The 26,579-nt window shown below is 70.9% G+C and carries 23 protein-coding genes; 3 read left to right on the forward strand and 20 right to left on the reverse strand.

The genetic code is table 11. The features are described from left to right. Positions 1-74 precede the first annotated feature (74 nt). The 7 genes from ACZ4VI_RS09710 to ACZ4VI_RS09740 all read right to left on the reverse strand — a co-directional run bounded on the left by ACZ4VI_RS09710 (position 75) and on the right by ACZ4VI_RS09740 (position 6,804). Complete coding sequence (locus ACZ4VI_RS09710) at positions 75-251, reverse strand: hypothetical protein (protein ID WP_467998274.1); 177 nt, start codon at positions 249-251, stop codon at positions 75-77. Next, positions 248-1,075: a shikimate dehydrogenase gene (locus ACZ4VI_RS09715; RefSeq protein ID WP_467998276.1), complete on the reverse strand. Its 828-nt coding sequence runs from the start codon at positions 1,073-1,075 to the stop codon at positions 248-250. The genes ACZ4VI_RS09710 and ACZ4VI_RS09715 overlap by 4 nt, the downstream gene beginning before the upstream one ends. After that, entirely contained in the window at positions 1,075-2,775 is a 1,701-nt protein-coding gene (gene mltG / locus ACZ4VI_RS09720; protein ID WP_467998278.1) for an endolytic transglycosylase MltG, read from the reverse strand. The genes ACZ4VI_RS09715 and mltG overlap by 1 nt, the downstream gene beginning before the upstream one ends. A 101-nt stretch (positions 2,776-2,876) precedes the next feature. Then, the gene (ruvX, locus tag ACZ4VI_RS09725; RefSeq protein ID WP_453730443.1) at positions 2,877-3,341 is read right to left on the reverse strand and encodes a Holliday junction resolvase RuvX; all 465 of its coding nucleotides are present in this window, start codon (positions 3,339-3,341) and stop codon (positions 2,877-2,879) included. 2 nt (positions 3,342-3,343) lie between these two features. Further along, positions 3,344-6,013: an alanine--tRNA ligase gene (gene alaS / locus ACZ4VI_RS09730; protein WP_467998280.1), complete on the reverse strand. Its 2,670-nt coding sequence runs from the start codon at positions 6,011-6,013 to the stop codon at positions 3,344-3,346. Next, a complete protein-coding gene (locus ACZ4VI_RS09735) occupies positions 6,013-6,369 on the reverse strand; it encodes a DUF6167 family protein (protein WP_467998282.1) in 357 nt (118 codons plus the stop codon). The genes alaS and ACZ4VI_RS09735 overlap by 1 nt, the downstream gene beginning before the upstream one ends. Positions 6,370-6,375: 6 nt before the next feature. After that, the gene (locus ACZ4VI_RS09740; protein ID WP_467998284.1) at positions 6,376-6,804 is read right to left on the reverse strand and encodes a DUF948 domain-containing protein; all 429 of its coding nucleotides are present in this window, start codon (positions 6,802-6,804) and stop codon (positions 6,376-6,378) included. A gap of 179 nt (positions 6,805-6,983) precedes the next feature. On the opposite strand from ACZ4VI_RS09740, the gene ACZ4VI_RS09745 reads away from it, so the two are divergent. Further along, positions 6,984-9,116 (forward strand): ATP-binding protein, encoded by a 2,133-nt coding sequence (locus ACZ4VI_RS09745; protein ID WP_467998285.1) that lies wholly within the window; start codon positions 6,984-6,986, stop codon positions 9,114-9,116. Positions 9,117-9,169: 53 nt separating this feature from the next. On the opposite strand, the gene rpsD is transcribed toward ACZ4VI_RS09745, so the two are convergent. The 5 genes from rpsD to ACZ4VI_RS09770 form a co-directional block, all read right to left on the reverse strand. Continuing rightward, on the reverse strand, positions 9,170-9,784 hold the full coding sequence (rpsD, locus tag ACZ4VI_RS09750) for a 30S ribosomal protein S4 (protein ID WP_467998287.1): 615 nt from the start codon (positions 9,782-9,784) through the stop codon (positions 9,170-9,172). A gap of 343 nt (positions 9,785-10,127) precedes the next feature. Beyond that, the gene (locus ACZ4VI_RS09755) at positions 10,128-11,483 is read right to left on the reverse strand and encodes a replication-associated recombination protein A (RefSeq protein ID WP_467998821.1); all 1,356 of its coding nucleotides are present in this window, start codon (positions 11,481-11,483) and stop codon (positions 10,128-10,130) included. Positions 11,484-11,529: 46 nt separating this feature from the next. After that, a complete protein-coding gene (locus ACZ4VI_RS09760) occupies positions 11,530-12,141 on the reverse strand; it encodes a vitamin K epoxide reductase family protein (protein ID WP_467998289.1) in 612 nt (203 codons plus the stop codon). Positions 12,142-12,275: 134 nt separating this feature from the next. Beyond that, positions 12,276-13,538 (reverse strand): histidine--tRNA ligase, encoded by a 1,263-nt coding sequence (hisS, locus tag ACZ4VI_RS09765; protein WP_467998291.1) that lies wholly within the window; start codon positions 13,536-13,538, stop codon positions 12,276-12,278. Positions 13,539-13,548: 10 nt separating this feature from the next. Further along, positions 13,549-14,256 (reverse strand): MBL fold metallo-hydrolase, encoded by a 708-nt coding sequence (locus tag ACZ4VI_RS09770; RefSeq protein ID WP_467998293.1) that lies wholly within the window; start codon positions 14,254-14,256, stop codon positions 13,549-13,551. A 153-nt stretch (positions 14,257-14,409) separates the two neighbouring features. Between ACZ4VI_RS09770 and ACZ4VI_RS09775 the strand changes: the two genes are divergently transcribed. Together ACZ4VI_RS09775 and ACZ4VI_RS09780 are read left to right on the forward strand one after the other, a co-directional pair. Next, positions 14,410-15,195 (forward strand): peptidylprolyl isomerase, encoded by a 786-nt coding sequence (locus ACZ4VI_RS09775; RefSeq protein WP_467998295.1) that lies wholly within the window; start codon positions 14,410-14,412, stop codon positions 15,193-15,195. A 188-nt stretch (positions 15,196-15,383) separates the two neighbouring features. Then, complete coding sequence (locus ACZ4VI_RS09780; RefSeq protein ID WP_467998297.1) at positions 15,384-16,613, forward strand: DUF349 domain-containing protein; 1,230 nt, start codon at positions 15,384-15,386, stop codon at positions 16,611-16,613. Between the two features lie 69 nt (positions 16,614-16,682). Here the strand turns inward: ACZ4VI_RS09780 and ACZ4VI_RS09785 are convergent, their stop codons facing one another. The 8 genes from ACZ4VI_RS09785 to ruvC all read right to left on the reverse strand — a co-directional run bounded on the left by ACZ4VI_RS09785 (position 16,683) and on the right by ruvC (position 26,533). Then, positions 16,683-19,190: a RelA/SpoT family protein gene (locus ACZ4VI_RS09785; protein ID WP_467998299.1), complete on the reverse strand. Its 2,508-nt coding sequence runs from the start codon at positions 19,188-19,190 to the stop codon at positions 16,683-16,685. 597 nt (positions 19,191-19,787) lie between these two features. Next, positions 19,788-20,339: an adenine phosphoribosyltransferase gene (locus tag ACZ4VI_RS09790; protein WP_467998300.1), complete on the reverse strand. Its 552-nt coding sequence runs from the start codon at positions 20,337-20,339 to the stop codon at positions 19,788-19,790. Beyond that, positions 20,336-21,442 (reverse strand): protein translocase subunit SecF, encoded by a 1,107-nt coding sequence (secF, locus tag ACZ4VI_RS09795; RefSeq protein WP_467998301.1) that lies wholly within the window; start codon positions 21,440-21,442, stop codon positions 20,336-20,338. The genes ACZ4VI_RS09790 and secF overlap by 4 nt, the downstream gene beginning before the upstream one ends. Position 21,443: 1 nt before the next feature. Continuing rightward, positions 21,444-23,213 carry a protein translocase subunit SecD gene (gene secD, locus ACZ4VI_RS09800; protein ID WP_467998303.1) on the reverse strand — a complete coding sequence of 590 codons (1,770 nt, stop codon included), beginning with the start codon at positions 23,211-23,213 and terminating at the stop codon, positions 21,444-21,446. A gap of 144 nt (positions 23,214-23,357) precedes the next feature. Continuing rightward, positions 23,358-23,831 carry a preprotein translocase subunit YajC gene (gene yajC, locus ACZ4VI_RS09805; protein ID WP_467998305.1) on the reverse strand — a complete coding sequence of 158 codons (474 nt, stop codon included), beginning with the start codon at positions 23,829-23,831 and terminating at the stop codon, positions 23,358-23,360. 176 nt (positions 23,832-24,007) lie between these two features. Further along, on the reverse strand, positions 24,008-25,087 hold the full coding sequence (ruvB, locus tag ACZ4VI_RS09810; protein ID WP_467998307.1) for a Holliday junction branch migration DNA helicase RuvB: 1,080 nt from the start codon (positions 25,085-25,087) through the stop codon (positions 24,008-24,010). A gap of 274 nt (positions 25,088-25,361) precedes the next feature. Further along, positions 25,362-25,994, reverse strand: coding sequence for a Holliday junction branch migration protein RuvA (gene ruvA / locus ACZ4VI_RS09815; protein ID WP_467998309.1), 633 nt, complete (start codon positions 25,992-25,994; stop codon positions 25,362-25,364). After that, the gene (gene ruvC / locus ACZ4VI_RS09820; protein ID WP_467998311.1) at positions 25,991-26,533 is read right to left on the reverse strand and encodes a crossover junction endodeoxyribonuclease RuvC; all 543 of its coding nucleotides are present in this window, start codon (positions 26,531-26,533) and stop codon (positions 25,991-25,993) included. Before ruvC ends, ruvA begins: the two co-directional genes overlap by 4 nt. Between the last annotated feature and the right edge of the window lie 46 nt (positions 26,534-26,579).

Consider the following 26,579-nt stretch of genomic DNA (forward strand, 5'->3'; position numbering starts at 1 on the left):
CACGTCCGGGTGGAGAACCTGGCCGCCGGTCCAGCTGTCGGACGCGAAGAATGTCATCTCCAGCGGCCGAGGGCTCAGCGCGCGGGTCCGGCGGCCCGGACGGCACGCCAGAGCCGACGCCCGCCCGCGGCCACGAGAAGGGTCAGCCCGACGGCCACGACGACGTTCTCCAGCCAGTCGGGCAGCAGATGCACGAGCAGCCTGAGGAGGTCGCTCCCCCAGTTCGCTGCCAGGGTCTCCGTACCGGTCACGCGGCTGCCAGTGCCTTCTCACCCGCGTCGCGCATCGCCGCCAGCGGAGCCTCGGCAACGCCGGTCATCTGCTCGACCTGCAGAACGGCCTGGTGGACGAGGAGGTCGAGACCGCCGAGCACCGCGCCACCGCGCTCCGACCACGCGGCGGCGAGCCGTGTCGGCCACGGGTGGTACAGCACGTCGAAGAGGGTGCCGGGGGCGTCCGGGACCTCAGCCGCGAGCGCGTCGGTCGCGCCGGCCGGGGTGGTGGCGATGACCAGGGGGGCGGAGAACGCCCGGTTCGCGTCCGCCCAGTCGGCGGTACGGAGGTCCACGCCGAGCCGTTCGCCCCAGCCCCGCATCTCCTCGGCCCGCGCCTCGCTCCGTACGTACGCGGTGACCGGGCCCGCGCAGATCCGGGCGAGCGCGGCGAGCGCGGAGGAGGCGGTGGCGCCGGCGCCGAGGATCGCCGCGGACTCGACCTTCTCGACGCCCCGCTCGCGCAGGGCCGCGACCAGGCCCGGGATGTCGGTGTTGTCGCCGACGCGGCGGCCGTCCGCCGTGAAGACGACCGTGTTCACGGCCTCGACGGACGCGGCCGTGTCGCTGATCTCGTCGAGCAGCGGGATGATCGCCCGCTTCAGCGGCATGGTCAGCGAAAGACCGGCCCAGGAGTCGTCGAGCCCGGCGACGAATCCGGGCAGCCCGGCCTCGTCGACCTCGAACCGGTCGTACGACCAGTTGTCGAGCCCGAGCGCGGCGTAGGCCGCCCGGTGCAGGACCGGGGAGAGCGAGTGGGCGATGGGCGAGCCGAGCACGGCCGCCCGCCGATGTGACCGCATCAGTTGTTCCTGGACTTGTTGAACTCTTCGACCAACTTCTGATGGTCGGCATTGGTCTTCGTGAACTGGGACGTCTTGCCGTCGATCGAGATGAAGTAGTACCAGCCGTCCTTCGTCGGGTTGACCACGCCCCGGAGCGCCTCGGCACCCGGGTTGCCGATCGGTCCCGGCGGCAGGCCCTTGTAGAAGTACGTGTTGTAGCGGTTGTCGTACTTCCGCAGCTCTTCAAGAGTGAGGTCGATCTTGTTCTGACCCTTGATGTAGTTGTAGGTCGAGTCGAACTCGAGCTTGCCGTACGTCTGCGGGTTGCTGGGCTTGAGCCGGTTGTAGACGACTTCGGCCATCTTGCGGAAGTCGTCGTGCGAGGTGCCCTCCGCCTGGACGAGGCTCGCGATCGTGATCAGTTCCCACGGGTTGTCCACGCCGAGCTGCTTCGACTTGGCCTCCAGGTCGAACTTGCCGTACTCCTCATTCGAGCGCGCGACCATCTTGCGCAGCACGTCCTCGGGCTTCTGCCCCTTGGCCACGGGGTAGCTCGCCGGGAAGAGGAAGCCCTCCAGCGGATCCTTGACGTTGGAGTGACCGGTCGCCCAGTCGGGCAGGCCGAGGTTCTTGGCCTCTGCCTTGGCCACGCCCTGCGTCGTGCCCGCCTTGAGGTCGAGCTTCTTGTCGATCTGCTCGTAGACCCAGACGTTCCGCTTGCCCTCGGGGATGACGAAGTTCGCCTGGCTCGCCGGGCTCAGCAGCAGCGAGACCGCGCTCTCCGCCGACATCTCCTTCTTCAGCGTGTAGACGCCGGCCTGGATGGACAGGCCCCTGGGGTTCTGCTGCTGCGCCGACACGAAGGCGTCGACGCTCTTGACGACCCCGGCCTTCTTCAGGATGTTGCCGATCTCCGTGCCGCCGGCGCCCTTGGGGATCTCGACCTGGACCGAGCCGCTACCCTCGCCCGCGTAGTCGGGTGCCGCGCCGAACTGGCCCTGCCAGAACTGGTAGCCGAAGTAGCCGATGCCGCCGACGCCGCCCGCGAGGACGAGCGCGACGACCAGGCAGGCGACGCCGTTCTTGCTCTTCCTGCCCTTGCCGCCCCGGCGATCGCGACCGCCCCGCGACGAGCGCCTGTCGCCCGGCTCGTCGTCGTACTCGTCGTCGGCGTCGTCCTCACCGGTGAAGAAGGGGTGCCGCTCCTCTTCGCGAGCCTCGGCCTCCCAGTCGGTCACCGGCTCAGGCGGGGCCTGCCGGCGGCCCGGGGGCTGCGGCGGCGGGTACGCCTCGGGCGTGCCGTAGAGGTCCGGGTTCTGGCCGCCGTACGGATCGGCGGGGGGCGTGCCGTACGGCATGGCCGCCTGGCCCGTCTCCCAGCTCGGGTCGTACTGCTGTGCGGGGTACCCGGGCGTGTCGTAGCCCTGCGCCGACTGCTGCTGGTGTGGCTGCTGGTACTGGTGCTGCTGCCTCTGGGGCTGCTGCTGGTATCCGTCGTACGCCGCCGGGTCGACGTACTGCTGCGGATGCTGCGCCTGGTGCGGCTGCTGGTACTGCGGGTCGTAGCCCTGCGCCTGGCCCTGGCCGTACGGGTCCTGGGGGTCGTACTGCTGCGCCTGCTGCGGGTACTGCTGCTGGCCTCCCCATCCCTGGTCCCCGTACAACGGGTCCGCGGGATGCCACGGTTCGGAGCCAGAGCCCCGGCCATACTCAGTCATCGATCCCCAAAACAGCCGCGAGGCTTCCGGACGATCCGCCTCTACGTTGTGCGGCAGCTGTTCGAACACGCCGCATCGCGCGGAACGTTACCGTATCGCGATCAGATGACCACTTCGACGCCCTCGCCGGGCGGATTACCTGATACCCGTTCGGACTCAAGAGCAGCCTGAAGGATGATCACAGCGGCGGCCTGGTCGATGACGGACCGCCCCTTCTTCGACTTCACTCCCGAGGCCCGCAGCCCCTGGGTGGCCGTCACGGTCGTCATCCGTTCGTCGACCAGCCGGACCGGCACCGGGGCGATGCCCTTGGCCAGCTCGCCCGCGAAGCGCCGGACCTTGGCCGCGGCCGGGCCCTCGCCCCCGGAGAGGGAGCGAGGGAGGCCGACCACGACCTCGATCGGTTCGTACTCCTCGACGATCTGCCGCAGCCGCCGGTGGGCGGCCGGGACGTCACGTCCCGGCACGGTCTCCACCGGCGTGGCGAGGACCCCGTCGGGGTCGCACGAGGCGACCCCGATCCGGGCGTCCCCGACGTCGATCGCGAGTCGACGGCCTCGGCGCATCGTCACGCCGTCTCCACGACCAGACGCTCGACGGCGTCGATGGCCTCGCCGATCGCCTCGGGGTTCTGGCCGCCGCCCTGGGCGACGTCCGGCTTGCCGCCACCGCCGCCGCCGAGGGTCTTGGCGGCCGTACGGACCAGCTCGCCGGCCTTGAGACCGCGCTCGCGGGCGGCCTCGTTGGTGGCGATGACCGTCAGCGGACGGCCGTTGGCGGTGGTGAACAGGGCCACGACGGCCGGGCGGTCCGACGGGATGCGGCCGCGGACGTCGAGGACCAGCTTGCGCAGGTCGTCGGCGGAGGTGCCGTCGGGGACCTGGCCGGTGACGAGGGCGACGCCGCGGACGTCCTTGGCACCCTCGACCAGACCGGCGGCGGCCTGGAGCACCTTCTCGGCGCGGAACTTCTCGATCTCCTTCTCGGCGTCCTTCAGCTTGCCGAGCATGGAGGAGATCTTCTCCGGGAGCTCGTCGGGGCGGCCCTTGACCAGCTCCTGGAGCTGGGCGACGACCGTGTGCTCACGGGCGAGGAAGTTGTACGCGTCGACACCCACGAGGGCCTCGACCCGGCGCACGCCGGAGCCGATCGACGACTCGCCGAGGAGCTTCACCAGACCCAGCTGGGCGGTGTTGTGGACGTGCGTACCGCCGCACAGCTCCTTGGAGAAGTCGCCGATGGTGACGACGCGGACCTTCTCGCCGTACTTCTCGCCGAACTCGGCGATGGCGCCCTGGCGCTTGGCCTCGTCGATCGGCATGACCTCGGCGTGCACGTCGAGCTCGCGGGCGAGGACCTCGTTGATCTTCTGCTCGACGTCCATGAGGACCGTGCCGGGCACCGCGTTGGGCGAGCCGAAGTCGAAGCGGAAGCGGCCGGGCGAGTTCTCGGAACCGGCCTGGGCGGCCGTCGGGCCGAGGGCGTCACGCAGGGCCTGGTGCGTGAGGTGCGTGGCGGAGTGGGCGCGGGCGATGGCGCGGCGGCGGCGGACGTCGATGGCGGCGTAGGCGGTGGATCCGACCGTCACCTCGCCGACCTGGACGGAGCCCTTGTGCACGGAGACACCCGGGACCGGCTGCTGGACGTCGCGGACCTCGATGACGGCGCCGCTGTGCAGCCTGATGCGGCCCTGGTCGGCGAGCTGGCCGCCGCCCTCGGCGTAGAAAGGGGTGCGGTCGAGGACGACCTCGACCTCGTCGCCCTCGGAGGCGGCGGGCGACGGGACGCCGTTGACCAGCAGACCGACGACCGTGGACTCGCCCTCGGTGTTGGTGTAGCCGGTGAACTCGGTGGCGCCGCTGCCGTCCGCGATCTCGCGGTAGGCGGCGACGTCGGCGTGGCCGGTCTTCTTGGCCTTGGCGTCGGCCTTGGCCTTGTCCCGCTGCTCCTGCATGAGGCGGCGGAAGCCGGACTCGTCCACGGAGAGCCCCTGCTCGGCGGCGATCTCCAGGGTGAGGTCGATCGGGAAGCCCCAGGTGTCGTGGAGCAGGAACGCCTTGTCGCCGGGCAGGACGGTGCCGCCGGCGGCCTTGGTCTCGGTGACGGCGCCGTCGAGGACGTTCGAGCCGGCGTTGAGCGTCTTGAGGAAGCGGGCCTCCTCGGCCAGGGCGACGGTCTCGATCCGCTTGCGGTCGGTGACCAGCTCCGGGTACTGCTCGCCCATCGTGTCGATGACGACGTCGACGAGGTCCTTGACGACCGGGCCGGTGGCGCCGAGCAGGCGCATGTTGCGGATGGCGCGGCGCATGATGCGGCGCAGCACATAGCCGCGGCCCTCGTTGCCGGGGGTGACACCGTCGCCGATGAGCATCACGGACGTCCGCATGTGGTCGGCGACCACGCGCAGCGAGACGTCGCTCCCGTGGTCCTTGCCGTAGGCGACGCCGGTGAGTTCGGTGGCCTTGTCGATGACGACCTGGAGGGTGTCGGTCTCGTACATGTTCTGTACGCCCTGCAGGATCATCGCGAGGCGCTCGAGTCCGAGGCCGGTGTCGATGTTCTTCGACGGCAGGTCGCCGAGGATCGGGAAGTCCTCCTTGCCGGTGCCCTCGCCGCGCTCGTACTGCATGAAGACCAGGTTCCAGATCTCCACGTACCGCTCGTCGTTGACGGCCGGGCCGCCCTCGACGCCGAACTCGGGGCCGCGGTCGTAGTTGATCTCGGAGCACGGACCGCAGGGGCCGGGGACGCCCATCGACCAGAAGTTGTCCTTCTTGCCGAGGCGCTGGATGCGCTCGGCGGGGACGCCGACGACGTCGCGCCAGATCTGCTCGGCCTCGTCGTCCTCCTGGTAGACGGTGATCCAGAGCTTCTCCGGCTCGAGCCCGTAGCCGCCGTGCTCCACCGGGGTGGTCAGCAGCTCCCAGGCGAGCTTGATGGCGCCTTCCTTGAAGTAGTCGCCGAAGGAGAAGTTGCCGCACATCTGGAAGAACGTGCCGTGGCGGGTGGTCTTGCCGACCTCTTCGATGTCGGGCGTACGGACGCACTTCTGCACGCTGGAGGCGCGCATGTACGGCGGCTTCTCCTCGCCGAGGAAGTACGGCTTGAACGGCACCATGCCCGCGTTGACCAGCAGCAGAGTCGGGTCGTCCGCGATGAGCGACGCCGAAGGCACGACGGTGTGCCCGCGCTCCTCGAAGAAGCTCAGCCAGCGGCGGCGGATTTCAGCCGACTCCATCAGTGGTCCTCATTCCGGTTGTACGAAATCGTTCGGTACGAATGCGTGGTCGTGGTGGTGTTCGGGGTGGGGTCGAGCGCGGACCTGCGGCGCTGCCCGGGGAGTTCACGCTCGGCGGGTGCGTCCACGGGGGCCTCCAGGCCGAGCGCCTCGCCCAGTTCGGCCTCGCGCTGGACCATGCCCGCCCTGACGTCGAGGGCGAAGTCCTTGAGCCGGTGGCCGGTCTCGATCGCCTTGTTCGCCGCCTGCGCGGCGAGGCTCTCCGGGGTCAGCTGCTTCAGCTTGCGGTTGACCTTGGTGGTGGCCCACACGCCTGCTGCGGCGCCTGCGGTGAACCAGAACGTACGGCGGAACATCGCGGCTCAGCCCTTCTGCTTCCGGCGCCGCGCGGACGGCACGGTGCGGCCGACGACGGTGCGGCGTTCGGGCGCCGCGGGTGCCTCGTCCCGGCCGCGGCCGAGGGCCTTGCGCACTCCGTAGCCGAAGGCGGCGACCTTGACGAGCGGGCCGCCGAAGGTGGAGGCGACGGTGGAGGAGAGCGCCGAGGCGTTGGAGGTGACCTCCTGGACGTCCGAGGCGATGGCGTCGACCCGGTCGAGCTGGGTCTGCGCGGACCGCACGGTGGCCGAGGCGTCGCTCAGCAGCGGGACGGCCTGTTCGGTCACGTCCGCCACGAGCTTGGTGGTCGCCTTGAGCGTCTGCGCCAGCCTCACCAGAACCACGGCGAGGAAGGAGACGAGAATCGCCCAGAACACGGCCACCAGAATCCCGGCAACCTCTCCACCGGTCACTCCGCACCGCTCTCTGCTGTCGTCGGGCCCCTTGCGGCCCTGCGAAAAGTCGTCCTCCGACCCTATCGCGCCCGGGGTCTTTCCCCGTACCGCATTAGGGGCCGTATCGGCGCCGGCGGGAGCGGACTTGCCCGGTCCGATTGTACGGAGTGCACGTGGATGAGTACGCTCCGTGTCCCATGCGAAGGAGCAACCTCCCGGCGGAGCTGAACCGGTTCGTCGGGCGGACCGGCGAACAGGACGAACTGACCCGGCTCCTGGGGGAATCCCGCCTGGTCACGGTCGTCGGGGTGGGCGGCGTCGGCAAGACCCGGCTCGCTCTGCGGACCGCCTCGAGGGTGGAGAAACGCTACGCCGACGGGGTGTGGCTGGCCGACCTCTCGGTGCTGCCCGACCCGGATCTCGTGGCGCTCGCGCTGGCCGAGGCGCTCGGACTGACCGATCACACGATGCGTGCCCCCGAGGAGACGCTGGCCGACCATCTCGCGGAGCGCCGTCTGCTGCTGGTGCTGGACGGCTTCGAGCACCTCGTCGAGGAGTGCGCCCCGCTGGTACGGCGGCTTCTTCAGCACTCCCCCGGCCTCACCGTGCTCGCGGTGGGCCGCCGCCCGCTCCGGGTGGACGGGGAGGCCGTGTTCACGCTGGCGCCGATGGGCGAGGCGGACGCGGTGAGCCTCTTCGCGGAGCGGGCGAAGGCGGCTGGAGCGCCCGGTGCGCCTGGCGACTGGGATCCCGTCGTCGTACACGAGCTGTGCCGGCGGCTCGACGGGATTCCGCTGGCCCTGGAGCTGGCGGCCGCCCGGATGCCGCTGCTCTCGGCGGAGCAGGTGCTGCACCGGCTCGACGACCGCTTCCGGCTGCTCTGCGACGGGGCGCGCGGCGCGCTGCCGCGCCATCAGACGCTGCGTACGGCGATCGGCTGGAGCCATGAGCTGTGCACACCGGAGGAGCGGCTGCTGTGGGCACGCCTTTCGGTCTTCGCCGGTCCGTTCGACCTGGAGGCGGTGGAGTACGTCTGCGGCGGTGCCGATCTGCCCGCCGAAGGGGTCCTGGAGGTGCTCGGCGGACTGCTCGCCCAGTCGCTGGTGACGCGGGAGGACACCCCCGCGGGTCCGAGGTACCGGCTGCTCGACACCGTGTCCGCGTACGGGGCGGAGTGGCTGGCGGCGCTCGGGGACACGGAGCGGCTGCGCCGGCGGCACCGCGACTGGTACATGGGTCTGGCCACCTGGTGCGAGCTGGAGTGGTTCAGCCCGCGTCAGGCCGAGGTCGCCGCCTGTATGGACGCGGCGCTCCCCAATCTGCGGGCGGCCCTGGAGCTCTGTCTGGAGCAGCCGGAGGAGGCGCATCTGGCGCAGCATCTCGCGGGCACGCTCTGGTTCGGCTGGGTGGGATGCGGACGGCTGTCGGAGGGACGGCACTGGCTCGACCGGGCGCTGGCGCTCGGCTCGGAGCATGACGACGCCCGGCTGAAGGCGCTGTGGGTGCTCGGCTATGTGGCGATCCTGCAGGGCGACAACACGGCGGCGGTGGCGGCGCTCCACGAGTGCGGGGAGCGGGCCCGGTCCGTCGGGAACCCCCTGGCGGAGGCGTACGCGACCCATCGGATGGGCTGTCTGGCGCTGCTCTCGGACGACATGCCGCGGGCGGAGGAGCTGATCGGCCGGGCCCTGACGGCGTACCGGGAGCTCGGCGAGCTGAACAGCAATGTGCTGATGGGGCAGGTCGAGCTGGCTCTGGCGCAGGTCTTCCAGGGTGATCTGGAGGGCGCGGTCGCGCTGTGCGCCGAGGTGCGGGATATCTGCGAGGAGCGTGGCGAGCGCTGGACCAGGGCGTACGCGCTTTATGTGCTGGCGTACGCGGCGTGGGCGGGGGGCGATCACGGCGAGGCGCGGGCGCTGCTCACGGAGTGCGTCACGATCAACCACACGTTCCACGATCTGGTCGGTCTGGTCCTCGCGATCGAGTTGCTCGCGCTGGTGACGGCGAGCGAGGGTGATCCCTCGGAGGCTGCGGTGCTGCAGGGTGCCGCGCTGCCGGTGTGGGACTCGGTGGGCCTGCCGCTGTTCGGCTCGGGCCATTTCAACGGGGCGCGGGCGCTGTGCGCGCGTGAGGCGGGCGAGTTGCTGGGCGCGGAGCGCTACGGGGCGTCGGTGCGGGAGGGGCAGGAGCTCTCGCTGGACGCGGTGGTGGACCGGGCGCTCAGCGTGCGCCGGGATCCGGCCACGCGCATCGCCGGTCCGCAGGTGCCACGCCCGTTCCGTACGGCGGTCCCGGAGAACGCGGAAGCCCGCCGGCTCCCCCACCGGTAAGGGCGGGGAAGCGGCGGGCTGAACACCGCGGGGGTGGTACTAGGCGCGCTGGATCAGCGGGCGTAGTACTCGACGACCAGCTGCTCGTCGCAGATGACCGGGATTTCCTTGCGGTTCGGGTCGCGGTCGAGGCGGAAGGCCAGGGCCTTCAGGTTGACCTGCAGGTAGCGCGGGGTCTCACCGTCGGGGGCGAAGCCACCCTCGCGGGCCACCTGGAACAGGGGCTTCTCGCGGGAGCGCTCGCGGACCATCACGACGTCGTCGGGACGGACACGGAACGACGGCTTGTCGACCTTCTGGCCGTTGACCTGGATGTGACCGTGCACGACCATCTGGCGGGCCTGGTAGATGGTGCGGGCGATGCCCGAACGCAGGACCAGGGCGTCGAGGCGACGCTCGAGCTCGACGACCAGCGCCTCGCCCGTCTTGCCTTCGGCCTTCTTGGCGCGGTCGTAGGCGCGCGCCATCTGGCGCTCGCTGATGTCGTACTGGGCGCGCAGGCGCTGCTTCTCGAGCAGACGGACCTTGTAGTCCGAGTTCTGCTTGCGGCCACGGCCGTGCTCGCCCGGCGGGTAGGGGCGGGCCTCGAAGTACTTGACGGCCTTCGGGGTCAGCGCGATGCCGAGGGCACGCGACTTCTTGACCTTGGGGCGGGACTGGTTCGGCATGAACCAACCTCTCTGTTCTCAGTGAATCGGCTTCACCAGTGGTTAGGGGAGGTCGCATCCGCAGCCTGGGAAACCTCATGAGCCATGGGCTCGAGAGGCAGCCGCTCCCTGGTCTGGGCACTATGTGCAGCACGCGAGTGGCCCACCGACCGCCATTTCTGGGGTGATGGGCTGCCCGCGACACCTTCGACGGTGCGCGACGCTCCTGGATCCCTGGTGCCTTACGGCGCCGGGGTTCCGGCTGGATGTCCCGTTCTGGTGGTGCCGGTACGAGACCGGACACGGGACGCAGCGCTTCAGGTAAGTGTACCGGGTGGCCGGGAGTGCCTCAGCCACAGGATGGTCAGCCGCCGTCGCCTCTCAGCCGCTCCCGTACCTTCTCCACCACGTCCGCGTACCGCGCCTCCGCGCCGTAGCGGGTCGGTTCGTAGTAGCGCCTGCCGTGGATCTCGTCCGGGGCGTACTGCTGGGCCGCGATGCCGCCCGGGACGTCGTGCGGGTAGACGTACCCCTGGGCGTGGCCGAGCTTGGCCGCGCCCTTGTAGTGCCCGTCGCGCAGGTGCGGCGGGACCGGGCCCGCGAGTCCGTTCCGTACATCCGCCTGGGCCGCGAAGATCGCGGTGGTCGCCGCGTTCGACTTGGGGGCCAGGGCCAGGGCGATCGTGGCGTGGCTCAGGGTCAGCGCGGCCTCCGGGAAGCCGATCATGGCGACAGCCTGCGCGGCCGCCACGGCCGTCGGCAGGGCCGTCGGGTCGGCCAGGCCGATGTCCTCGCTGGCGGAGATCATCAGGCGGCGGGCGATGAACCGGGGGTCCTCCCCCGCCTCGATCATCCGCGCCAGATAGTGCAGCGCCGCGTCCACGTCCGAGCCGCGGATGGACTTGATGAGCGCGCTGGCCACGTCGTAGTGCTGGTCGCCGTCCCGGTCGTACTTCACCGCTGCCCGGTCGACGGTCTCCTCGACCGTCTGGAGGGTGATCTCCGGCTCGCCCTTGGCGATGGCCGCGCCCGCGGCGGCCTCCAGGGCCGTGAGCGCGCGCCGCGCGTCGCCGCCGGCGATCCGCAGCAGGTGCGCCTCGGCGTCCTCGGGCAGCGTGACCGCCCCGCCGAGCCCCCGGTCCTCGGTGAGGGCCCGCTTCAGCAGATCGCGCAGATCGCCGTCGGTGAGCGGTTCGAGCGTGAGCAGCAGGGAGCGGGAGAGCAGCGGCGAGATGATCGAGAAGTACGGGTTCTCGGTCGTCGCCGCGATCAGCGTCACCCAGCGGTTCTCCACCGCCGGGAGCAGCGAGTCCTGCTGGGCCTTGGAGAAGCGGTGGATCTCGTCGAGGAAGAGGACGGTCTCCCTGCCGAAGCCGCCGGCCGCCCGCCGGGCCCCTTCGATGACGGCCCGGACCTCCTTGACGCCCGCGGTGATCGCGGACAGCTCCACGAAGCGCTTGTTGGTCGCCTTGGAGACGACGTACGCCAGAGTCGTCTTCCCGATACCCGGCGGCCCCCAGAGGATCACGGACGAGGCGCCCGCCGGACCGCCGCCGCCCTCGCCGACGAGCCGCCGCAGCGGCGACCCCGGCTTGAGCAGGTGCTGCTGGCCCAGGACCTCGTCCAGGGTGCGCGGACGCATCCGTACGGCCAGGGGGCTGCTGGACGGGTCCTGCTCCTGGCGTTCTTCGGCGGCTGCGGTAAAGAGGTCGGGCTCCACGGTCATGAAGCCTAGGTCACGCCACTGACAACGCGGTCCGCAGCCGTCAGCCGGTCCAGAAGTCCCACCAGCGCGTGAGGATCAGCATGCCGATGATCCCGATGTGCAGGACGGGCAGCACCCAGGTGAACTCGTCGAAGAAGGTCCGCAGGCCGCGCGGGGCGGGGATGACGCCCTTGCGGACGTTGTGCGAGGTCACGTACCAGAACATGACGATCGTCGCGATCCAGGCCAGGCAGCACCACAGGCAGAGCGCGTTGATCTCGTACAGCGACTGCTGCATGAGCCAGGTGCAGAACCCGACGCCGAACAACGTGCCCGCGTTCAGGCCGAGCCAGTACCAGCGGCGGTAGCGGGCGCCCGCGAGAAGGGCCACGCCGATCGCGATCACCATCGCGTACGTCACGAGACCGAGCATCGGGTTCGGGAACCCGAAGGCCGAGGCCTGGTCGCTCTTCATGATGTTGCCGCAGGAGACGATCGGGTTGAGGCTGCAGCCCGGGGTGAAGTTCGGGTCCTCGAGGAGTTTGAACTTGTCGAGGGTGATCACCCATGAGGCGAGCAGGCCGGCGGCGCCGGTGATCACCAGCAGCCAGGCGAGGGCGCGGCTCGCGCCTATCGTGCCGCGCGCCGACTCGTCAACCGCTGCGTTCGTCATATCCCCGATCCATCGCTCGCGGGCTTGTGGGCACGGTCATTGTGCCGCACAACGCCGGCCGTCCACCGTTCGGTGGACATAAGGGCGGGCCCGGACCACAGCGTGGCCCGGGCCCTGCTGTACGTGACGTCCGGTCAGGCCAGCTTCGACCGGACGGTGTCGACCACGGCGTCCAGGGCCACCGGCTCCTGCTCGCCGGACTCCATGTCCTTCAGCTGGACGACGCCCTCGGCCAGGTCGCGCTCGCCCGCGACCAGGGTGAAGCGCGCGCCCGAGCGGTTCGCGTCCTTCATCGCGCCCTTGAGGCCCTTGCCGCCGAACGCGAAGTCCGCCGCGACGCCCGCCCTGCGGAGCTCGGTGACCTTCGCGAACAACAGCCGGCGTGCCTCCTCGCCGATGGCGACGGCGAAGACGCTCGTCGTCGCCGGGATCTCCAGCTCGACACCCTCCGCCTCCAGGGCAAGCACCGTACGGTCCACGCCGAGCGCCCAGCCGACCGACGGGAGCGCCGGGCCGCCGATCATCTCGGAGAGGCCGTCGTACCGGCCGCCGCCGCCGACCGCGGACTGCGAGCCCAGGCCGTCGTGGACGAACTCGAAGGTCGTCCGCGTGTAGTAGTCAAGGCCGCGCACCAGCTTGGGGTCGTCCTCGAAGGCCACGCCCGCCGCGGTGATCAGCGCGCGTACCTCCTCGTGGTACGCCTTGCACGCGTCGCACAGGTAGTCCCGCAGCAGCGGCGCGCCGCCGAGCTGCTTCTGTACGGCCTCGCGCTTGTCGTCGAGGACGCGCAGCGGGTTGATCTCGGCCCGGCGGAGGGTGTCCTCGTCGAGGTCGAGGCCGCGCAGGAAGCCCTGCAGCGCCTCGCGGTAGACGGGGCGGCACTCCTTGTCGCCGAGCGAGTTCAGCAGGATGCGGAAGTTCCGCAGGCCGAGCGAGCGGTATGCCTGGTCGGCCAGGATGATGAGCTCGGCGTCGAGCGCCGGGTCCTCGGCGCCAATGGCCTCGGCACCGACCTGCGAGAAGTGGCGGTAGCGGCCCTTCTGCGGACGCTCGTAGCGGTAGTACGAGCCGGAGTACCAGAGCTTCACCGGCAGGTTGCCCTGCTTGTGCAGGCTCGCCTCCAGGGCCGCGCGCAGCACGGAGGCGGTGCCCTCGGGGCGCAGGGCGAGCTCGGAGCCGCCCTTCGTGGTGAGGGTGTACATCTCCTTCGTCACGATGTCGGTGGACTCGCCGACGCCGCGCGCGAAGAGGTTCACGTCCTCGAAGCCGGGGGTCTCGATGTAGCCGTAGCCGGACGTCCGCAGCGGTCCGGAGATGGCGTCCCGCACCGCCAGGTACTTCGCGGAGTACGGCGGAATCAGGTCGTACGTGCCCTTGGGGGCCTTGAAGGTGCTCACGGAGTTCTCGTCACATTCCTCGTCGGGGAGCCGTCGCGCTCCCGAGGCCGGCGGCCACGTCCCGCAGATAGGGGTTCGTCGCGCGCTCCTGGCCGATGGTCGTCTGGGGACCGTGTCCCGACAGCACCACGGTCGAGTTGTCGAGCGGCAGGCACACGCGGGCCAGCGATTCGAGCATCTCGTCCATGTCACCGCCGGGCAGGTCGGTGCGTCCGATGGAGCCGGCGAAGAGCAGATCGCCCGAGAAGAACACGGAGGGGATCTCCGTGGTCTGCGGCATCTGGAAGGTCACCGACCCCTTGGTATGACCGGGCGCGTGGGCGACGGAGAACTCCAGTCCGGCGAGGTCCAGCTTCGCGCCGTCGGTGAGCTCGTGCACGTCGTCCGGCTCGCCCACGGTCAGCTCGCCCATGAGCGGCATCCCGATGGAGCGGCCGAGGGCCTTCTCCGGGTCGCTCATCATGTACCGGTCGGAGGGGTGGATCCACGCGGGTACGTCATGGGCGCCGCAGACCGGGACGACGGAGGCGACGTGGTCGATGTGGCCATGGGTGAGGACCACCGCGACGGGCTTGAGCCGATGCTTCTTGAGCGTCTCCTCGACTCCCTGGGCGGCCTGGTGGCCCGGGTCGATGATCACGCACTCCTCGCCTGCGGCGGGGGCGACCAGATAGCAGTTGGTCCCCCAGGCCCCGGCGGGGAACCCGGCAATCAGCACGATCGTCCTTAAATGTCGTCCGGCGCGAAGGTGCGGCGGAGCGGAAGCGGCAGATCAGAGCCTACCGGCGCTGCGTATTCCACAGCCAACCCGTATACGGTACGGGCACACCCGGCCAGGGCAGGAACAGACGACCGACAAGGAGCAGACCCGGTGGTCAGCAGCGATCAGCGGCGGCGGCAGCTCGCCAGGGAGAAGTACGAGCGTCAGCAGCAGCGGCGGCAGGAGCAGCGGAAGGCGAGGCGCCGCTACGCCGTCATCGCCGCCTCGCTCGCCGTGGTGCTGGCCGCGGGCGGAGCGGTGTACGCCTCGGTCGCGCTGACCGACGGCGGCGGCAAGGGTTCGGATAACGCGAGCGACACTCCGACGCCGACGCCTTCCGCGAGCGAGTCGACCGCGCCCGAGCCGGCGATGGCCGTCGACACGAAGGCCGCGTACACGATGTCCCTGAAGACGAACGAGGGTGACATCGCGATCGCCATGGAGGCGGCGAAGACGCCGCACACGGTGAACTCGTTCAAGCACCTCGCGGACAAGAAGTACTTCGACGGCACCAAGTGCCACCGGCTCACCACCGAAGGCATCTTCGTCCTCCAGTGCGGTGACCCGAAGGGCGACGGCACCGGCGGCCCCGGCTACACGATCCCGGACGAGAACCTGGACTCGCTGGGCAAGGCCGGCGCGGACGGCACGGTGACCTTCCCGGCCGGAACGGTGGCGATGGCCAACACCGGCCAGCCGGGCAGCGGCGGCAGCCAGTTCTTCCTGGTCTACAAGGACACCAAGCTGCCGCCGAGCTACACGCCCTTCGGCAAGATCGACGCGGCCGGTCTGAAGGTCGTCCAGGAGGTCGCGAAGGCCGGGGTCGAGGGCGGTGCCACGGACGGCGCGCCCAAGACGGCCGTCACGATCGAGAAGGCCACCGTCGCCAAGAAGTGACACGCGGCGTGACCGTTGAATTTCGGTCGCGCGGAGAGCGGACAGCCGGGCGGCCGGTCGCCTAGATTGGCGTTGTGCAGCGCGGTCCTGTATCCGCGTTGTTGAGGGCGGGCGAGGCCCGCCGGGAAACTGTGGACGATGCCCAGGGGGCGAGAGCCCCCTCGTCGGCATCATGTGGAGGAGGCGCTGTGAGCAGCGACCCGTGGGGCCGCGTCGACGAGACGGGCACCGTGTACGTGCGTACTGCCGAGGGCGAGAAGGTCGTCGGATCGTGGCAGGCCGGCACTCCCGAGGAGGCACTGGCCTACTTCGAGCGCAAGTACGAGGGCTTGGTTGTCGAGATCGGCCTCCTCGAGAAGAGGGTGAAGACCACCGACCTCTCGGCGAAGGACGCCATCGCCGCGATCGACCACATCCGGCACCAGGTCGACGAGCACCACGCCGTGGGTGACCTCGCCGCGCTGTCGGCCCGGCTCGACAAGCTGGTCGAGACGGTGGAGTCGCGCCGCGAGGAGCGCAAGGTCCAGAAGGCCAAGCAGGCCGACGAGGCGCGCGGCGCCAAGGAGGCGCTGGTCAAGGAGGCCGAGGAGCTGGCGCAGAGCGAGCAGTGGCGGGCGGCCGGTGAGCGGCTGCGTGCCCTCGTGGACACCTGGAAGGGCCTGCCGCGGCTCGACCGGAAGTCTGACGACGAGCTGTGGCACCGCTTCTCGCACGCCCGCTCGGCGTTCTCCAAGCGTCGCAAGGCCCACTTCGCCTCGCTGGACGCCCAGCGCGAGGAGGCCCGCAAGGCCAAGGAGAAGCTGGTCGCGGAGGCCGAGTCGCTCTCGAGCTCCACCGACTGGGGTGGCACGGCCGCCCGCTACCGCGAGCTGATGGCGGAGTGGAAGACCGTGGGCCGCGCCCAGCGCGAGCACGAGGACGACCTGTGGAACCGCTTCCGCGGCGCCCAGGACGTGTTCTTCGCCGCGCGGGGCGAGGTCTTCGCCGAGCGGGACGCGGAGCAGACCGAGAACCTCAAGCTGAAGGAGGAGCTCGCGGTCGAGGCCGAGAAGCTGCTGCCGGTGACGGATCTGAAGGCGGCGCGTGCGGCCTTCCGTTCCATCAACGAGCGCTGGGAGGCCATCGGCCACGTGCCGCGCGACGCCCGGCCCAAGGTCGAGGGCCGGATGCACGCGGTGGAGCGGGCGATCCAGGAGGCCGAGGAGTCGGAGTGGCGCCGGACGAACCCGGAGGCACGCGCGCGTGCCGCGGGTCTGACGGGCCAGCTGCAGGACGCGGTCGACAAGCTCCAGAAGCAGATCGACGCGGCCCGCGCGGCCGGCAACGACGCCAAGGCCGACAAGCTGGCGCGTGAGCTGGAGGGCCGCCAGGCGCTGCTCGACCAGGCGCTGAAGGGCCTGGAGGAGTTCGGCGGCTGAGAGAGGTCGTACGTACGAGAAGGGCCCCGGTACCTCGCACAGGTACCGGGGCCCTTCTCGTATGCGCTGTTACGGGCGCCGGGCCGAGGTGACCCGGTAGACGTCGTAGACGCCCTCGACGCCCCGTACGGCCTTCAGGACGTGGCCGAGGTGCTTCGGGTCGCCCATCTCGAAGGTGAAGCGCGAGGTGGCCACCCGGTCGCGGGAGGTCTGGACGGCCGCCGACAGGATGTTGACGTGCTGGTCGGACAGGACGCGGGTGACGTCCGAGAGCAGCCGGGAGCGGTCGAGGGCCTCGACCTGGATGGCGACCAGGAAGACCGAGGACTGGGTGGGCGCCCACTCGACCTCGAGGATGCGCTCGGGCTCGCGCGAGAGCGATTCGACGTTGACGCAGTCGCTGCGGTGCACCGAGACGCCGCTGCCGCGCGTGACGAAGCCGATGATCGGGTCGCCGGGTACGGGCGTGCAGCAGCGGGCCAGCTTGACCCAGACGTCCTCGACGCCCTTGACGACGACACCGGGGTCGGCGCTGGAGCGGCGCTTGGCGCGGCCGCGGGTGGGCGGGGCGGTCTCGGCGATGTCCTCGGTGGCGGCCTCCTCGCCGCCGAGCGCCTGCACGAGCTTCTGGACGATGGACTGGGCCGTGACATGGCCCTCGCCGATCGCCGCGTACAGCGAGGAGATGTCGCTGTAGCGCATCTCGTGCGCGAGCGTGACGAGCGAGTCGCCGGTCAGGATCCGCTGGATCGGCAGGTTCTGCTTGCGCATGGCCCGCGCGATGGCGTCCTTGCCCTGCTCGATCGCCTCGTCGCGGCGCTCCTTGGAGAACCAGGCGCGGATCTTGTTGCGGGCGCGCGGGGACTTGACGAAGCCCAGCCAGTCCCGGGACGGCCCGGCGCCGGCGGCCTTGGAGGTGAAGACCTCGACCAAGTCCCCGTTGTCGAGGGTCGATTCGAGCGGGACGAGCCGCCCGTTGACCCGCGCTCCTATGGTGCGGTGGCCGACCTCGGTGTGGACGGCGTAGGCGAAGTCGACGGGGGTGGCGCCGGCGGGCAGCGCTATGACGTCGCCCTTGGGGGTGAAGACGAAGACCTCGTTGCGCGACAGGTCGAAGCGGAGGGACTCCAGGAACTCGCTGGGGTCCTCGGTCTCCTTCTGCCAGTCGAGCAGCTGGCGCAGCCACGCCATGTCGTTGATGTGGTCGTCCTTGCCGGCCTTCTTCGGCACGTCGGTGCGCACCTTGGAGGCACCGGCGGAGGGATCCTGCTTGTACTTCCAGTGCGCGGCGATGCCGTACTCGGCGCGGCGGTGCATGTCGAACGTACGGATCTGGAGCTCGACGGGCTTGCCGTTGGGGCCGATGACCGTGGTGTGCAGCGACTGGTACATGTTGAACTTCGGCATCGCGATGTAGTCCTTGAACCGGCCGGGGACCGGGTTCCATCGCGCGTGGACGGTGCCGAGGGCCGCGTAGCAGTCGCGGACGGTGTCCACGAGGACGCGGATGCCGACCAGGTCGTAGATCTCCGCGAAGTCACGGCCGCGGACGATCATCTTCTGGTAGACGCTGTAGTAGTGCTTCGGCCGGCCGGTGACGGTGGCCTTGATGCGGGCGGCGCGCAGGTCGGACTGGACCTCGTCGGTCACTATGGCGAGGTACTCGTCGCGCTTGGGGGCGCGCTCGGCGACGAGCCGGACGATCTCGTCGTACATCTTGGGGTAGAGGATCGCGAAGGCGAGGTCCTCCAGCTCCCACTTGATGGTGTTCATGCCCAGGCGGTGGGCGAGGGGCGCGTAGATCTCGAGGGTCTCGCGCGCCTTCTTCTCCTGCTTCTCGCGCTTGAGGTAGCGCATGGTGCGCATGTTGTGCAGGCGGTCGGCGAGCTTGATGACCAGGACGCGCGGGTCCTTGGCCATGGCGACGACCATCTTGCGGACGGTCTCGGCCTGCGCGGCCTCGCCGAACTTGACCTTGTCCAGCTTGGTGACGCCGTCGACGAGCAGGGCGACCTGGTCGCCGAAGTCGCGGCGCAGGGTGTCCAGGCCGTACTCGGTGTCCTCGACGGTGTCGTGCAGCAAGCCGGCCATCAGCGTCGCCGGGTCCATGCCGAGCTCGGCGAGGATGGTGGTGACGGCGAGCGGGTGGGTGATGTACGGGTCGCCGCTCTTGCGCTTCTGCCCGCGGTGCCAGCGCTCGGCGACCTGGTAGGCCCGCTCGACCTGGCGGAGCGTCGCGGTCTCGATCTTCGGGTCGTTGGAGCGGACGATCCGGAGCAGGGGTTCGAGGACGGGGTTGTACGGGGAGGAGCGCTGGACGCCGAGCCGGGCGAGCCGGGCGCGCACGCGGTTGGACGACCCGCCGGAGCGGGTCGCGGGGGTGGGCGCGGGCTTGGGCGTGGAGGCCGGGGCCGGGGACGGGGCGGCGGGTGCCGGGGCGGCGGGTGCCGGGGCGGGGGCCACGGGCGCGGGCCTGCTCTCCGCTGGCTTGTTCTGGGGCGTCGCGGGTCCCGCCGCGGCCTTCTCGGCCTGCGGGTCGGGCTGCGCGGCGGAGAGTGGCTGGGCCTCGTCTGGCAAGAGCGCTCCTCATGCGGATCCGGGTCCCCCGGTCAGGCCCGGAATCCCATGGTATCGAGCCGCCCGCCGCGACGCGCACGCGTCCGCCCCCTGAGCGCCCACGCAAGGATCCGGCCACGACGGGCGCGAGGGCGCACGGGCATGGTCCGAGCCAGGCCGAGGGCGGCTCCGTGGCGGCCGCACGGGGCGGGCCGAGGCCCGGGACCGCACCGTCCGCGCTGCGCGCACCGTGCGGGCGCGCAGCGCGAAGGGGCGCCCCGGGAGCGCGGGGCGGGCCAAGGCCCGGGCCGCCCCCGGCCCTCGCCGCGGGCAGTTCCATGGCGGCCGCGCGGGACGAACCAAGGGCCGGGCCCGCCCGGTCGCGCTGCGCGCACGGTGCGTGCGGGCAGCGCTAAGGGGCGCCCCGAGAGCGCGGGCGCGCGGGGCGGGCCAAGGCCCGGGCCGCCCCGGCCCTCGCCGAGGGCGGTTCCGTGACGGCCGCGCGGGAAGGGCCGAGGCCCGGGCCCGCACGGTCGCGCTGCGCGCACCGTGCGGGCGCGCAGCGCGAAGGGGCGCCCCGGGAGGTTCCGGGGCGCCCCTGCCGTGCACGGCGAGTGGTCAGACCGTGATCAGTGCCTCCAGCGGAGCGCCGCGCAGGGCGGGCTCCAGGCGGGCCCGGCCGGGCAGGAAGCCGAGCTCCATGAGGACCGCGACGCCCGCGACCTCGGCACCGGCGCGCCGGATGAGCTCGATGGACGCCTCGGCGGTGCCACCGGTGGCGAGGACGTCGTCGATGACCATGACGCGGTCGCCCGCAGCCAGGTCCTCGGCGTGCACCTCGATCTCGGCGGTGCCGTACTCCAGCTCGTACGCCTGCTTCAGCGTCGCGCCGGGCAGCTTGCCGGCCTTGCGGACCGGGACGAAGCCCAGGCCCGCGCGGACGGCGACCGGCGCGGCGAGGATGAAGCCGCGCGCCTCCAGGCCGACGATCTTCGTCGCGCCGTGCGTGACGCACAGCGTGGCGAGGCTGTCGGTCAGGGCCGTGAACGCCACCGGGTCGGCCAGCAGCGGGGTGATGTCCTTGAACAGCACGCCCGGCTTCGGGTAGTCGGGGACGTCCCGGATCCGGCTGAGGAGCAGGGCCGTGGTGTCCTGTGCCTCGGCAGTCATCCGCGGTTCTCCGACGGCCGGCCGCGACGGCCGCGCTGGCCGACGACGGCGGTCCGGTCCTCGTCCTCGAAGCCCTCGCCGTGGCCGGCGTGGTCGTCGGAGTCCGGCCCGTCCAGGGACTCGCCCTTGGCGGCCGCGGCCGCGCGCTTGGCGAGCACCCGCTTCTTCAGGGCCTTCATCGCCGGCTCGCGTTCCTTGAGGTCGGCGACGATCGGGGTGGCGATGAAGATCGAGGAGTACGCACCGGCGGCGAGGCCGACGAAGAGCGACAGCGAGATGTCGTTCAGCATGCCGGCGCCCAGGACACCGCCACCGATGAAGAGCAGGCCGGCGACCGGCAGCAGCGCCACCACGGTGGTGTTGATCGAACGGACCAGGGTGCCGTTGATCGAGCGGTTGGCCATATCGCTGTAGGTGTAGCGGGTCTGCTTGGTGAGGTCCTTCGTCTGCTCCTTGAGGGAGTCGAAGACGACGACGGTGTCGTACAGCGAGTAGCCGAGGATCGTCAGCAGACCGATGACCGTACCGACCGTGACCTCGAAGCCGACGAGCGAGTAGATGCCGACGGTGATGGTCAGGTCGTGGATCAGGGCGACGAGCGCCGCCGCCGCCATTCTCCACTCGAAGGCGATGGCCAGATAGATCACCACGAGGATCATGAAGACCCCGAGGCCGGTCCATGCCTTGGTGGCGATCTGCTCGCCCCAGCTGGGACCGACCAGCTCCGCCGCGATCTTGTTCTCGGCGACGTTCAGGTCCTTGGCGAGCTCCGCGCGGACCTGGTCGGACTTCTCGGTGTCGAGACCGCCGACCTGGATGCGCAGCGCGCCGCTGCCGAGCTTCTGGACTACCGCGTCGTGGCCGGAGGCCTCCTCGGCGTACTCCTGGGCCTGCGAGACGGAGACGTCCGACTTCGGGGTGGTGAAGACGGCGCCGCCCTGGAACTCGATGCCCATGTTCAGCCCGCGCACCGCGAGGGCCACGATCGCCGTGATGGTGATCAGGATCGAGATGCCGTACCAGAGCTTGCGGTTGCCGATGAAGTCGTAGACGACCTCACCGCGGTTGAGCCGGGCGCCGAGGCTGTCGTGCTTCTTCGCCATCTCACGCCTCCTTCGGGTCGACGGGGGCGGAGACACGGCGGGAGCGGCGCAGCGGCGGCTTGGCGCCGAGGCGCTTGGGGTCAAGACCGGACCAGGCGTGGCCCTCGCCGTAGAACTTGCTGCGCGCGAGCAGCGTCATCAGCGGCTTGGTGAAGAGGAACACCACGACCACGTCGAGCAGGGTGGTCAGGCCGAGGGTGAACGCGAAGCCCTGCACCTTGCCGACGGTGACGAGGAACAGCACCGCGGCGGCGAGGAACGACACGAAGTCGGAGACGAGGATCGTGCGGCGGGCGCGCGGCCAGGCGCGCTCGACGGCCGGGCGCAGCGTGCGGCCCTCGCGGACCTCGTCGCGGATGCGTTCGAAGTAGACGATGAACGAGTCCGCGGTGATACCGATGGCGACGATGGCACCGCAGACGGCCGGCAGGTTCAGCGCGAAGCCGATGGCCGGGCCGAGCAGGGCCATGATCACGTACGTGAGGAGTGCCGAGGCCGCCAGGCTGAGCAGGGCGATCAGGGACAGGCCGCGGTAGTAGACGACCAGGTAGAGCACCACGAGCGCGAGACCGATGGCGCCGGCGATCAGGCCGGCCTCCAGCTGCTCGCCGCCGAGGGCGGCGGTGACGGTGTCGACGCTCTGGGTGTCGAAGGAGAGCGGCAGGGCGCCGTAGGACAGGATGTTGCCGAGGTCCTGGGCGGACTGCTGGTTGAAGCTGCCGGAGATCTCCGCGTTGGCGCTCAGCGTGGTGCGCACCGACGGGGCCGAGACGACTTCGCCGTCCAGGACGATCGCGAACTGGTTCTGCGGCTCCTGCTGCTGCGACAGCTTGCTGGTGATCTTCGCGAACTTCTTGGCGCCCTCGCTCGTGAACTCCATGTTCACGATCCACATGCCGCGCTGCTGGTCGAAGACGCCCTTGGCGTCGTCGACGTCCTTGCCGTCCACCTCGGCCGGGCCGAGGAGGTACTTCTCCCACTGGCCGATGGCGTTCTTGCCACAGGCGACCGCGGAGTCGGCCGGCTTGACGCCCTGGCCTGCGGCGGCGCGCTGCTTCGGGTCGAGGCAGTTCAGCGTGGCGAACTTCTGCTCCAGGGCAGAGGTCGCGGGGTCCGTGCTGGGGGTGCCGGAGGGCTTGGGGCTCTCCGTGCCCTTCGGCGTGGCGGAGCCGCTCGCGGTGGGCGTCGGGCTCGGGGCCTTCAGGGCCTCGGAGACCGCGCGGCCCTGGGTGGAGGAGCTCGCCGTCGGCGTGGCCGACTTCTCGTCCTTGCCCTTGCCCTTGTCCGCGGTCGCGCCGGAGGCCGAGGGCTTCGGCGAGGCCGAGGAGCTGGGAGTCGGCGCCGGCTGCTCGGAGGGCGCGTAGGTCAGGACGGGCCGGAAGTAGAGCTGGGCGGTGGTGCCGACCTGCTCACGGGCCTGCTTCTCGTTCACACCCCGCGGGATGTTGACGATGATGTTCTCTTGGCCCTGCGTCTGGACCTCGGCCTCGGAGACACCCAGACCGTTGACACGACGCTCGATGATGCCGACCGCGGTGTTCATGTTGGTCTCGTTGACGGCGTCTTCCTGGCCGGGCTCGGCCTTCGCCTTCAGCGTGATCGACGTACCACCGGCGAGGTCGATGCCGAGCCGGGGCGTGGTGTGCCCCGACCAGAACATTCCGCCCGTGAGCGCGACCATGGCGATGAGGATCAGAGCCAGGGCACGCCCCGGCCTGCTCTGGCCCCCCGGGCCCCCCGCCGGCCTTCGGCCCTTCTTCGGTGCTGCCACCTTGTCGTTTCTCCCTGTCCAACCGTCCCGCGCCGGGTGTGCGCGGTGCGGCCACGAAGTGTGTGTGGGGACCTGCCCCCGCAGACGTGGAATCGTGCCGGGGACCGCGGACGCCGGTGGGCGTTCCGCGGTCCCCGGTCGCGACTACTTCGCCTCGGTCTCGCCGTCGGCCTTGCCGTCCTTCTCGACCTCGACCTCGGCGTCGGCCTCGACGGCCTCGGCCTTCTTGGTCAGATCGGGCTTGGTGTCCTCGACGACCTCGTCCGAAGCCTCGGCCTCGGCCGGCTCGGTCAGCGAGGAGGCGTCGTCCGGGACGACGGTCTCGGCGTCCGGCTCGTCACCGTGGACGATGCGGTTGTACTCGTCGTCCGGGAGGACCGCGCCGATCGCGTTCTTCGCGTAGACGGCGTGGACGCCGGGCGCGACCTCGAGGAGGACGGTCTCGTCGGCGATCTCCTTGACGGTGGCGTACATCCCCCCGATCGTGCGCACGCCGGTGCCGGGCTGCATCTCGTCGCGCATCTGCGCGGCCGCCTGCTGCTTCTTCTTCGCAGAGCGGGTCATCAGGAACATGGCCCCGATGAGGACGATGAAGGGGAGGAGGGTCACGATACTCACGGGACGGGTTTCCTTCGCACGGACGCGGAGAACCCGCGGCCTGATCTTCGGGGGTGGGCGTGCCGACCAGAAAGGTCGGCATCGGCGGAGTCTAGGCGAGTCCGCATCGATGGAACAACGTCCAGCATCGCACCCTGGTTCCGCGTCCGACGAGTCTCCGCGCCGTCACGACACGGTCACGCCCCGAAGAGCCCTTGTTGTCCGCTTCCTGGCGCGCCCGGGGCCGCTGCCTGCGGCGGAACGAGTCCGAGGTGGGTCCATGCGGCGGGCGTGGCGACGCGACCACGGGGCGTACGCGCCAGGAGTCCTTCTCGTACGAGGAAGGGTTCGGCGACCTCCTCGACGGTCTCCCGCTCCTCCCCCACCGCGACCGCGAGGGTCGACAGGCCGACGGGCCCGCCGCCGAAGAGCTTGAGCAGGGCCTCCAGGACGGCCCGGTCGAGCCTGTCGAGGCCGCGACTGTCCACCTCGTACACCCTGAGGGCGGCGGCGGAGATCTCGCGGTTGATCACGCCGTCGGCCCTGACCTGGGCGTAGTCGCGCACGCGGCGCAGGAGGCGGTTGGCGATGCGGGGGGTGCCGCGGGAGCGGCCGGCGATCTCGGCGGCTCCGGCGGTGTCGATCTCGACGTCGAGGAGCCCGGCCGAGCGGTGGATGACCCGCTGGAGCTCGGCGGGGTCGTAGAACTCCATGTGGCCGGTGAAGCCGAAGCGGTCGCGCAGCGGGGGCGGCAGGAGTCCGGCCCGGGTGGTGGCGCCGACCAGAGTGAAGGGCGGCAGCTCCAGGGGGATGGCGGTGGCGCCGGGGCCCTTGCCGACGATGACGTCGACGCGGAAGTCCTCCATCGCCATGTAGAGCATCTCCTCGGCGGGGCGGGACATCCGGTGGATCTCGTCGAGGAAGAGGATCTCGCCCTCCTGGAGGGAGGAGAGGATCGCGGCCAGGTCGCCGGCGTGCTGGATGGCGGGGCCGGAGGTGATCCGGATCGGGGCGTTCATCTCGGCCGCGATGATCATCGAGAGGGTGGTCTTGCCGAGGCCGGGCGCGCCGGAGAGCAGGACGTGGTCGGCGGTGGCACCGCGCTGGCGGGCGGCCTTGAGGACGAGGTCGAGCTGCTGGCGGACCTTCTCCTGGCCGACGAACTCGCTGAGGTCCTTGGGGCGGAGGGCCGCTTCGACGGCCTGATCGTCGCCGTCGGCGGCCGAGCCGACGATGCGGTCATCGGCTGCCGGTGCGGTTTCGTCGTCCCAGTTCACGGTGTTCTGCCTTCTGGTGTGGTGCGGTGCGGTGCGAAGCGGAGCGGTGCGGGTCGGGGGCGCCTGCGGCGGGCCCTTTCCCCACCCCGCCCCTTCCCGAACTGGGGGCAAGCCCCCAGGCCCCCGTACGGCCTTCGGCCGTGTCCTCAATCGCCGGACGGGCTGAAGTTCCGCCCGGCGGGCGGAACTTCAGCCTCGCCGGCGATTGAGGCGCGGGGTCTGGGGCGGAGCCCCAGTTCGGGAAGGGGCGGGGTGGGGAACAAGCCCCGCAGGGCTATCTGGCTCGGTTCAGGGTCTGGAGCGCGGCGCGCAGGAGCTGAGGCACCGGGGCCGCCCCGCCGGAGGCGATCGCGGCCTCGGCCTGGGGCGCGACCGCCGAGACCGCCTCCTCCGCCTCCCGCGACGCGTACCCCAGCCCGATCAGCGCCGCGGACAGCTGCTCCGTCCACGGCGCCGGGCCGGAGGCCACCGTGCGCTGGGCGCCCACGAGACCGCTGCTGCCCAGAGGCGCGCCCAGCTTGTCCTTCAGTTCGAGGAGGAGCTTCTGCGCGCCCTTCTTGCCAATGCCCGGAACGGCGGTCAGCGCCTTCTCGTCACCCGTGGAGACGGCGAGGCGCAGCGCGTCCGGGGAGTGCACGCCGAGCATGGCCTGGGCCAGCCTCGGGCCGACGCCGCTCGCGGTCTGGAGCAGCTCGAAGACCTGGCGCTCGTCGTCGTCGGCGAAGCCGTACAGGGTCAGGGAGTCCTCACGGACCACCAGGGACGTGGCCAGGCGCGCCTCCTGACCGATCCTCAGCCCTGCGATGGTGTGGGGCGTGCACTGGACGGCCATGCCGACGCCGCCGACCTCGACGACCGCGGTGGTGGGGGCGAGCGCGGCGACCGGGCCGCTGACGAAGGCGATCATGCGGAACGGCCTTTCGATGCGTGAGTTGCGTGATGCGCGGCAACGGCCTGCTGGAGGCGGTTCTGGGCCGGGGCCCGCCAGATGTGACAGATGGCCAGGGCGAGGGCGTCCGCGGCGTCGGCCGGCTTGGGCGGGGCGGAGAGCCGGAGCAGCCGGGTCACCATGGCTCCGACCTGGTCCTTGTCGGCCCGTCCGCTGCCGGTGACGGCGGCCTTGACCTCGCTGGGGGTGTGCAGGGCGACGGGGATGCCGCGGCGTGAGGCGCAGAGCATGGCGACGGCACTGGCCTGCGCGGTGCCCATGACCGTACGTACGTTGTGCTGGCTGAACACCCGCTCCACGGCGACGAGTTCGGGTGAGAAGCGGTCGAGCCACTCCTCTATGCCGCGCTCGATGCCGACCAGGCGCATGCCGATGTCCGCATCGGCGGCGGTGCGGACCACGCCGACGCCAAGCATGGTCAGCGGCCGGCCGGCCACCCCGTCCACGACGCCGACACCGCACCGGGTCAGCCCCGGGTCCACCCCGAGAACGCGCACACCCACCCCTCCCCTCTTTGCGGCTAAACCGCCGCCGCTCTCGCGG

It is taken from the genome of Streptomyces sp. NPDC029169, assembly GCF_055563935.1.

Excerpts from the sequence above, each read along its gene's own strand:
- ruvX (WP_453730443.1), bottom strand. The coding sequence starts at position 3,341 with ATGCGCCGAGGCCGTCGACTCGCGATCGACGTCGGGGACGCCCGGATC.
- mltG (WP_467998278.1), bottom strand. The coding sequence starts at position 2,775 with ATGACTGAGTATGGCCGGGGCTCTGGCTCCGAACCGTGGCATCCCGCG.
- secF (WP_467998301.1), bottom strand. The coding sequence starts at position 21,442 with ATGGCGAAGAAGCACGACAGCCTCGGCGCCCGGCTCAACCGCGGTGAG.
- ACZ4VI_RS09745 (WP_467998285.1), top strand. The coding sequence starts at position 6,984 with ATGCGAAGGAGCAACCTCCCGGCGGAGCTGAACCGGTTCGTCGGGCGG.
- ruvA (WP_467998309.1), bottom strand. The coding sequence starts at position 25,994 with ATGATCGCCTTCGTCAGCGGCCCGGTCGCCGCGCTCGCCCCCACCACC.
- ACZ4VI_RS09760 (WP_467998289.1), bottom strand. The coding sequence starts at position 12,141 with ATGACGAACGCAGCGGTTGACGAGTCGGCGCGCGGCACGATAGGCGCG.
- ACZ4VI_RS09790 (WP_467998300.1), bottom strand. The coding sequence starts at position 20,339 with ATGACTGCCGAGGCACAGGACACCACGGCCCTGCTCCTCAGCCGGATC.
- rpsD (WP_467998287.1), bottom strand. The coding sequence starts at position 9,784 with ATGCCGAACCAGTCCCGCCCCAAGGTCAAGAAGTCGCGTGCCCTCGGC.
- alaS (WP_467998280.1), bottom strand. The coding sequence starts at position 6,013 with ATGGAGTCGGCTGAAATCCGCCGCCGCTGGCTGAGCTTCTTCGAGGAG.
- ACZ4VI_RS09715 (WP_467998276.1), bottom strand. The coding sequence starts at position 1,075 with ATGCGGTCACATCGGCGGGCGGCCGTGCTCGGCTCGCCCATCGCCCAC.
- ACZ4VI_RS09735 (WP_467998282.1), bottom strand. The coding sequence starts at position 6,369 with ATGTTCCGCCGTACGTTCTGGTTCACCGCAGGCGCCGCAGCAGGCGTG.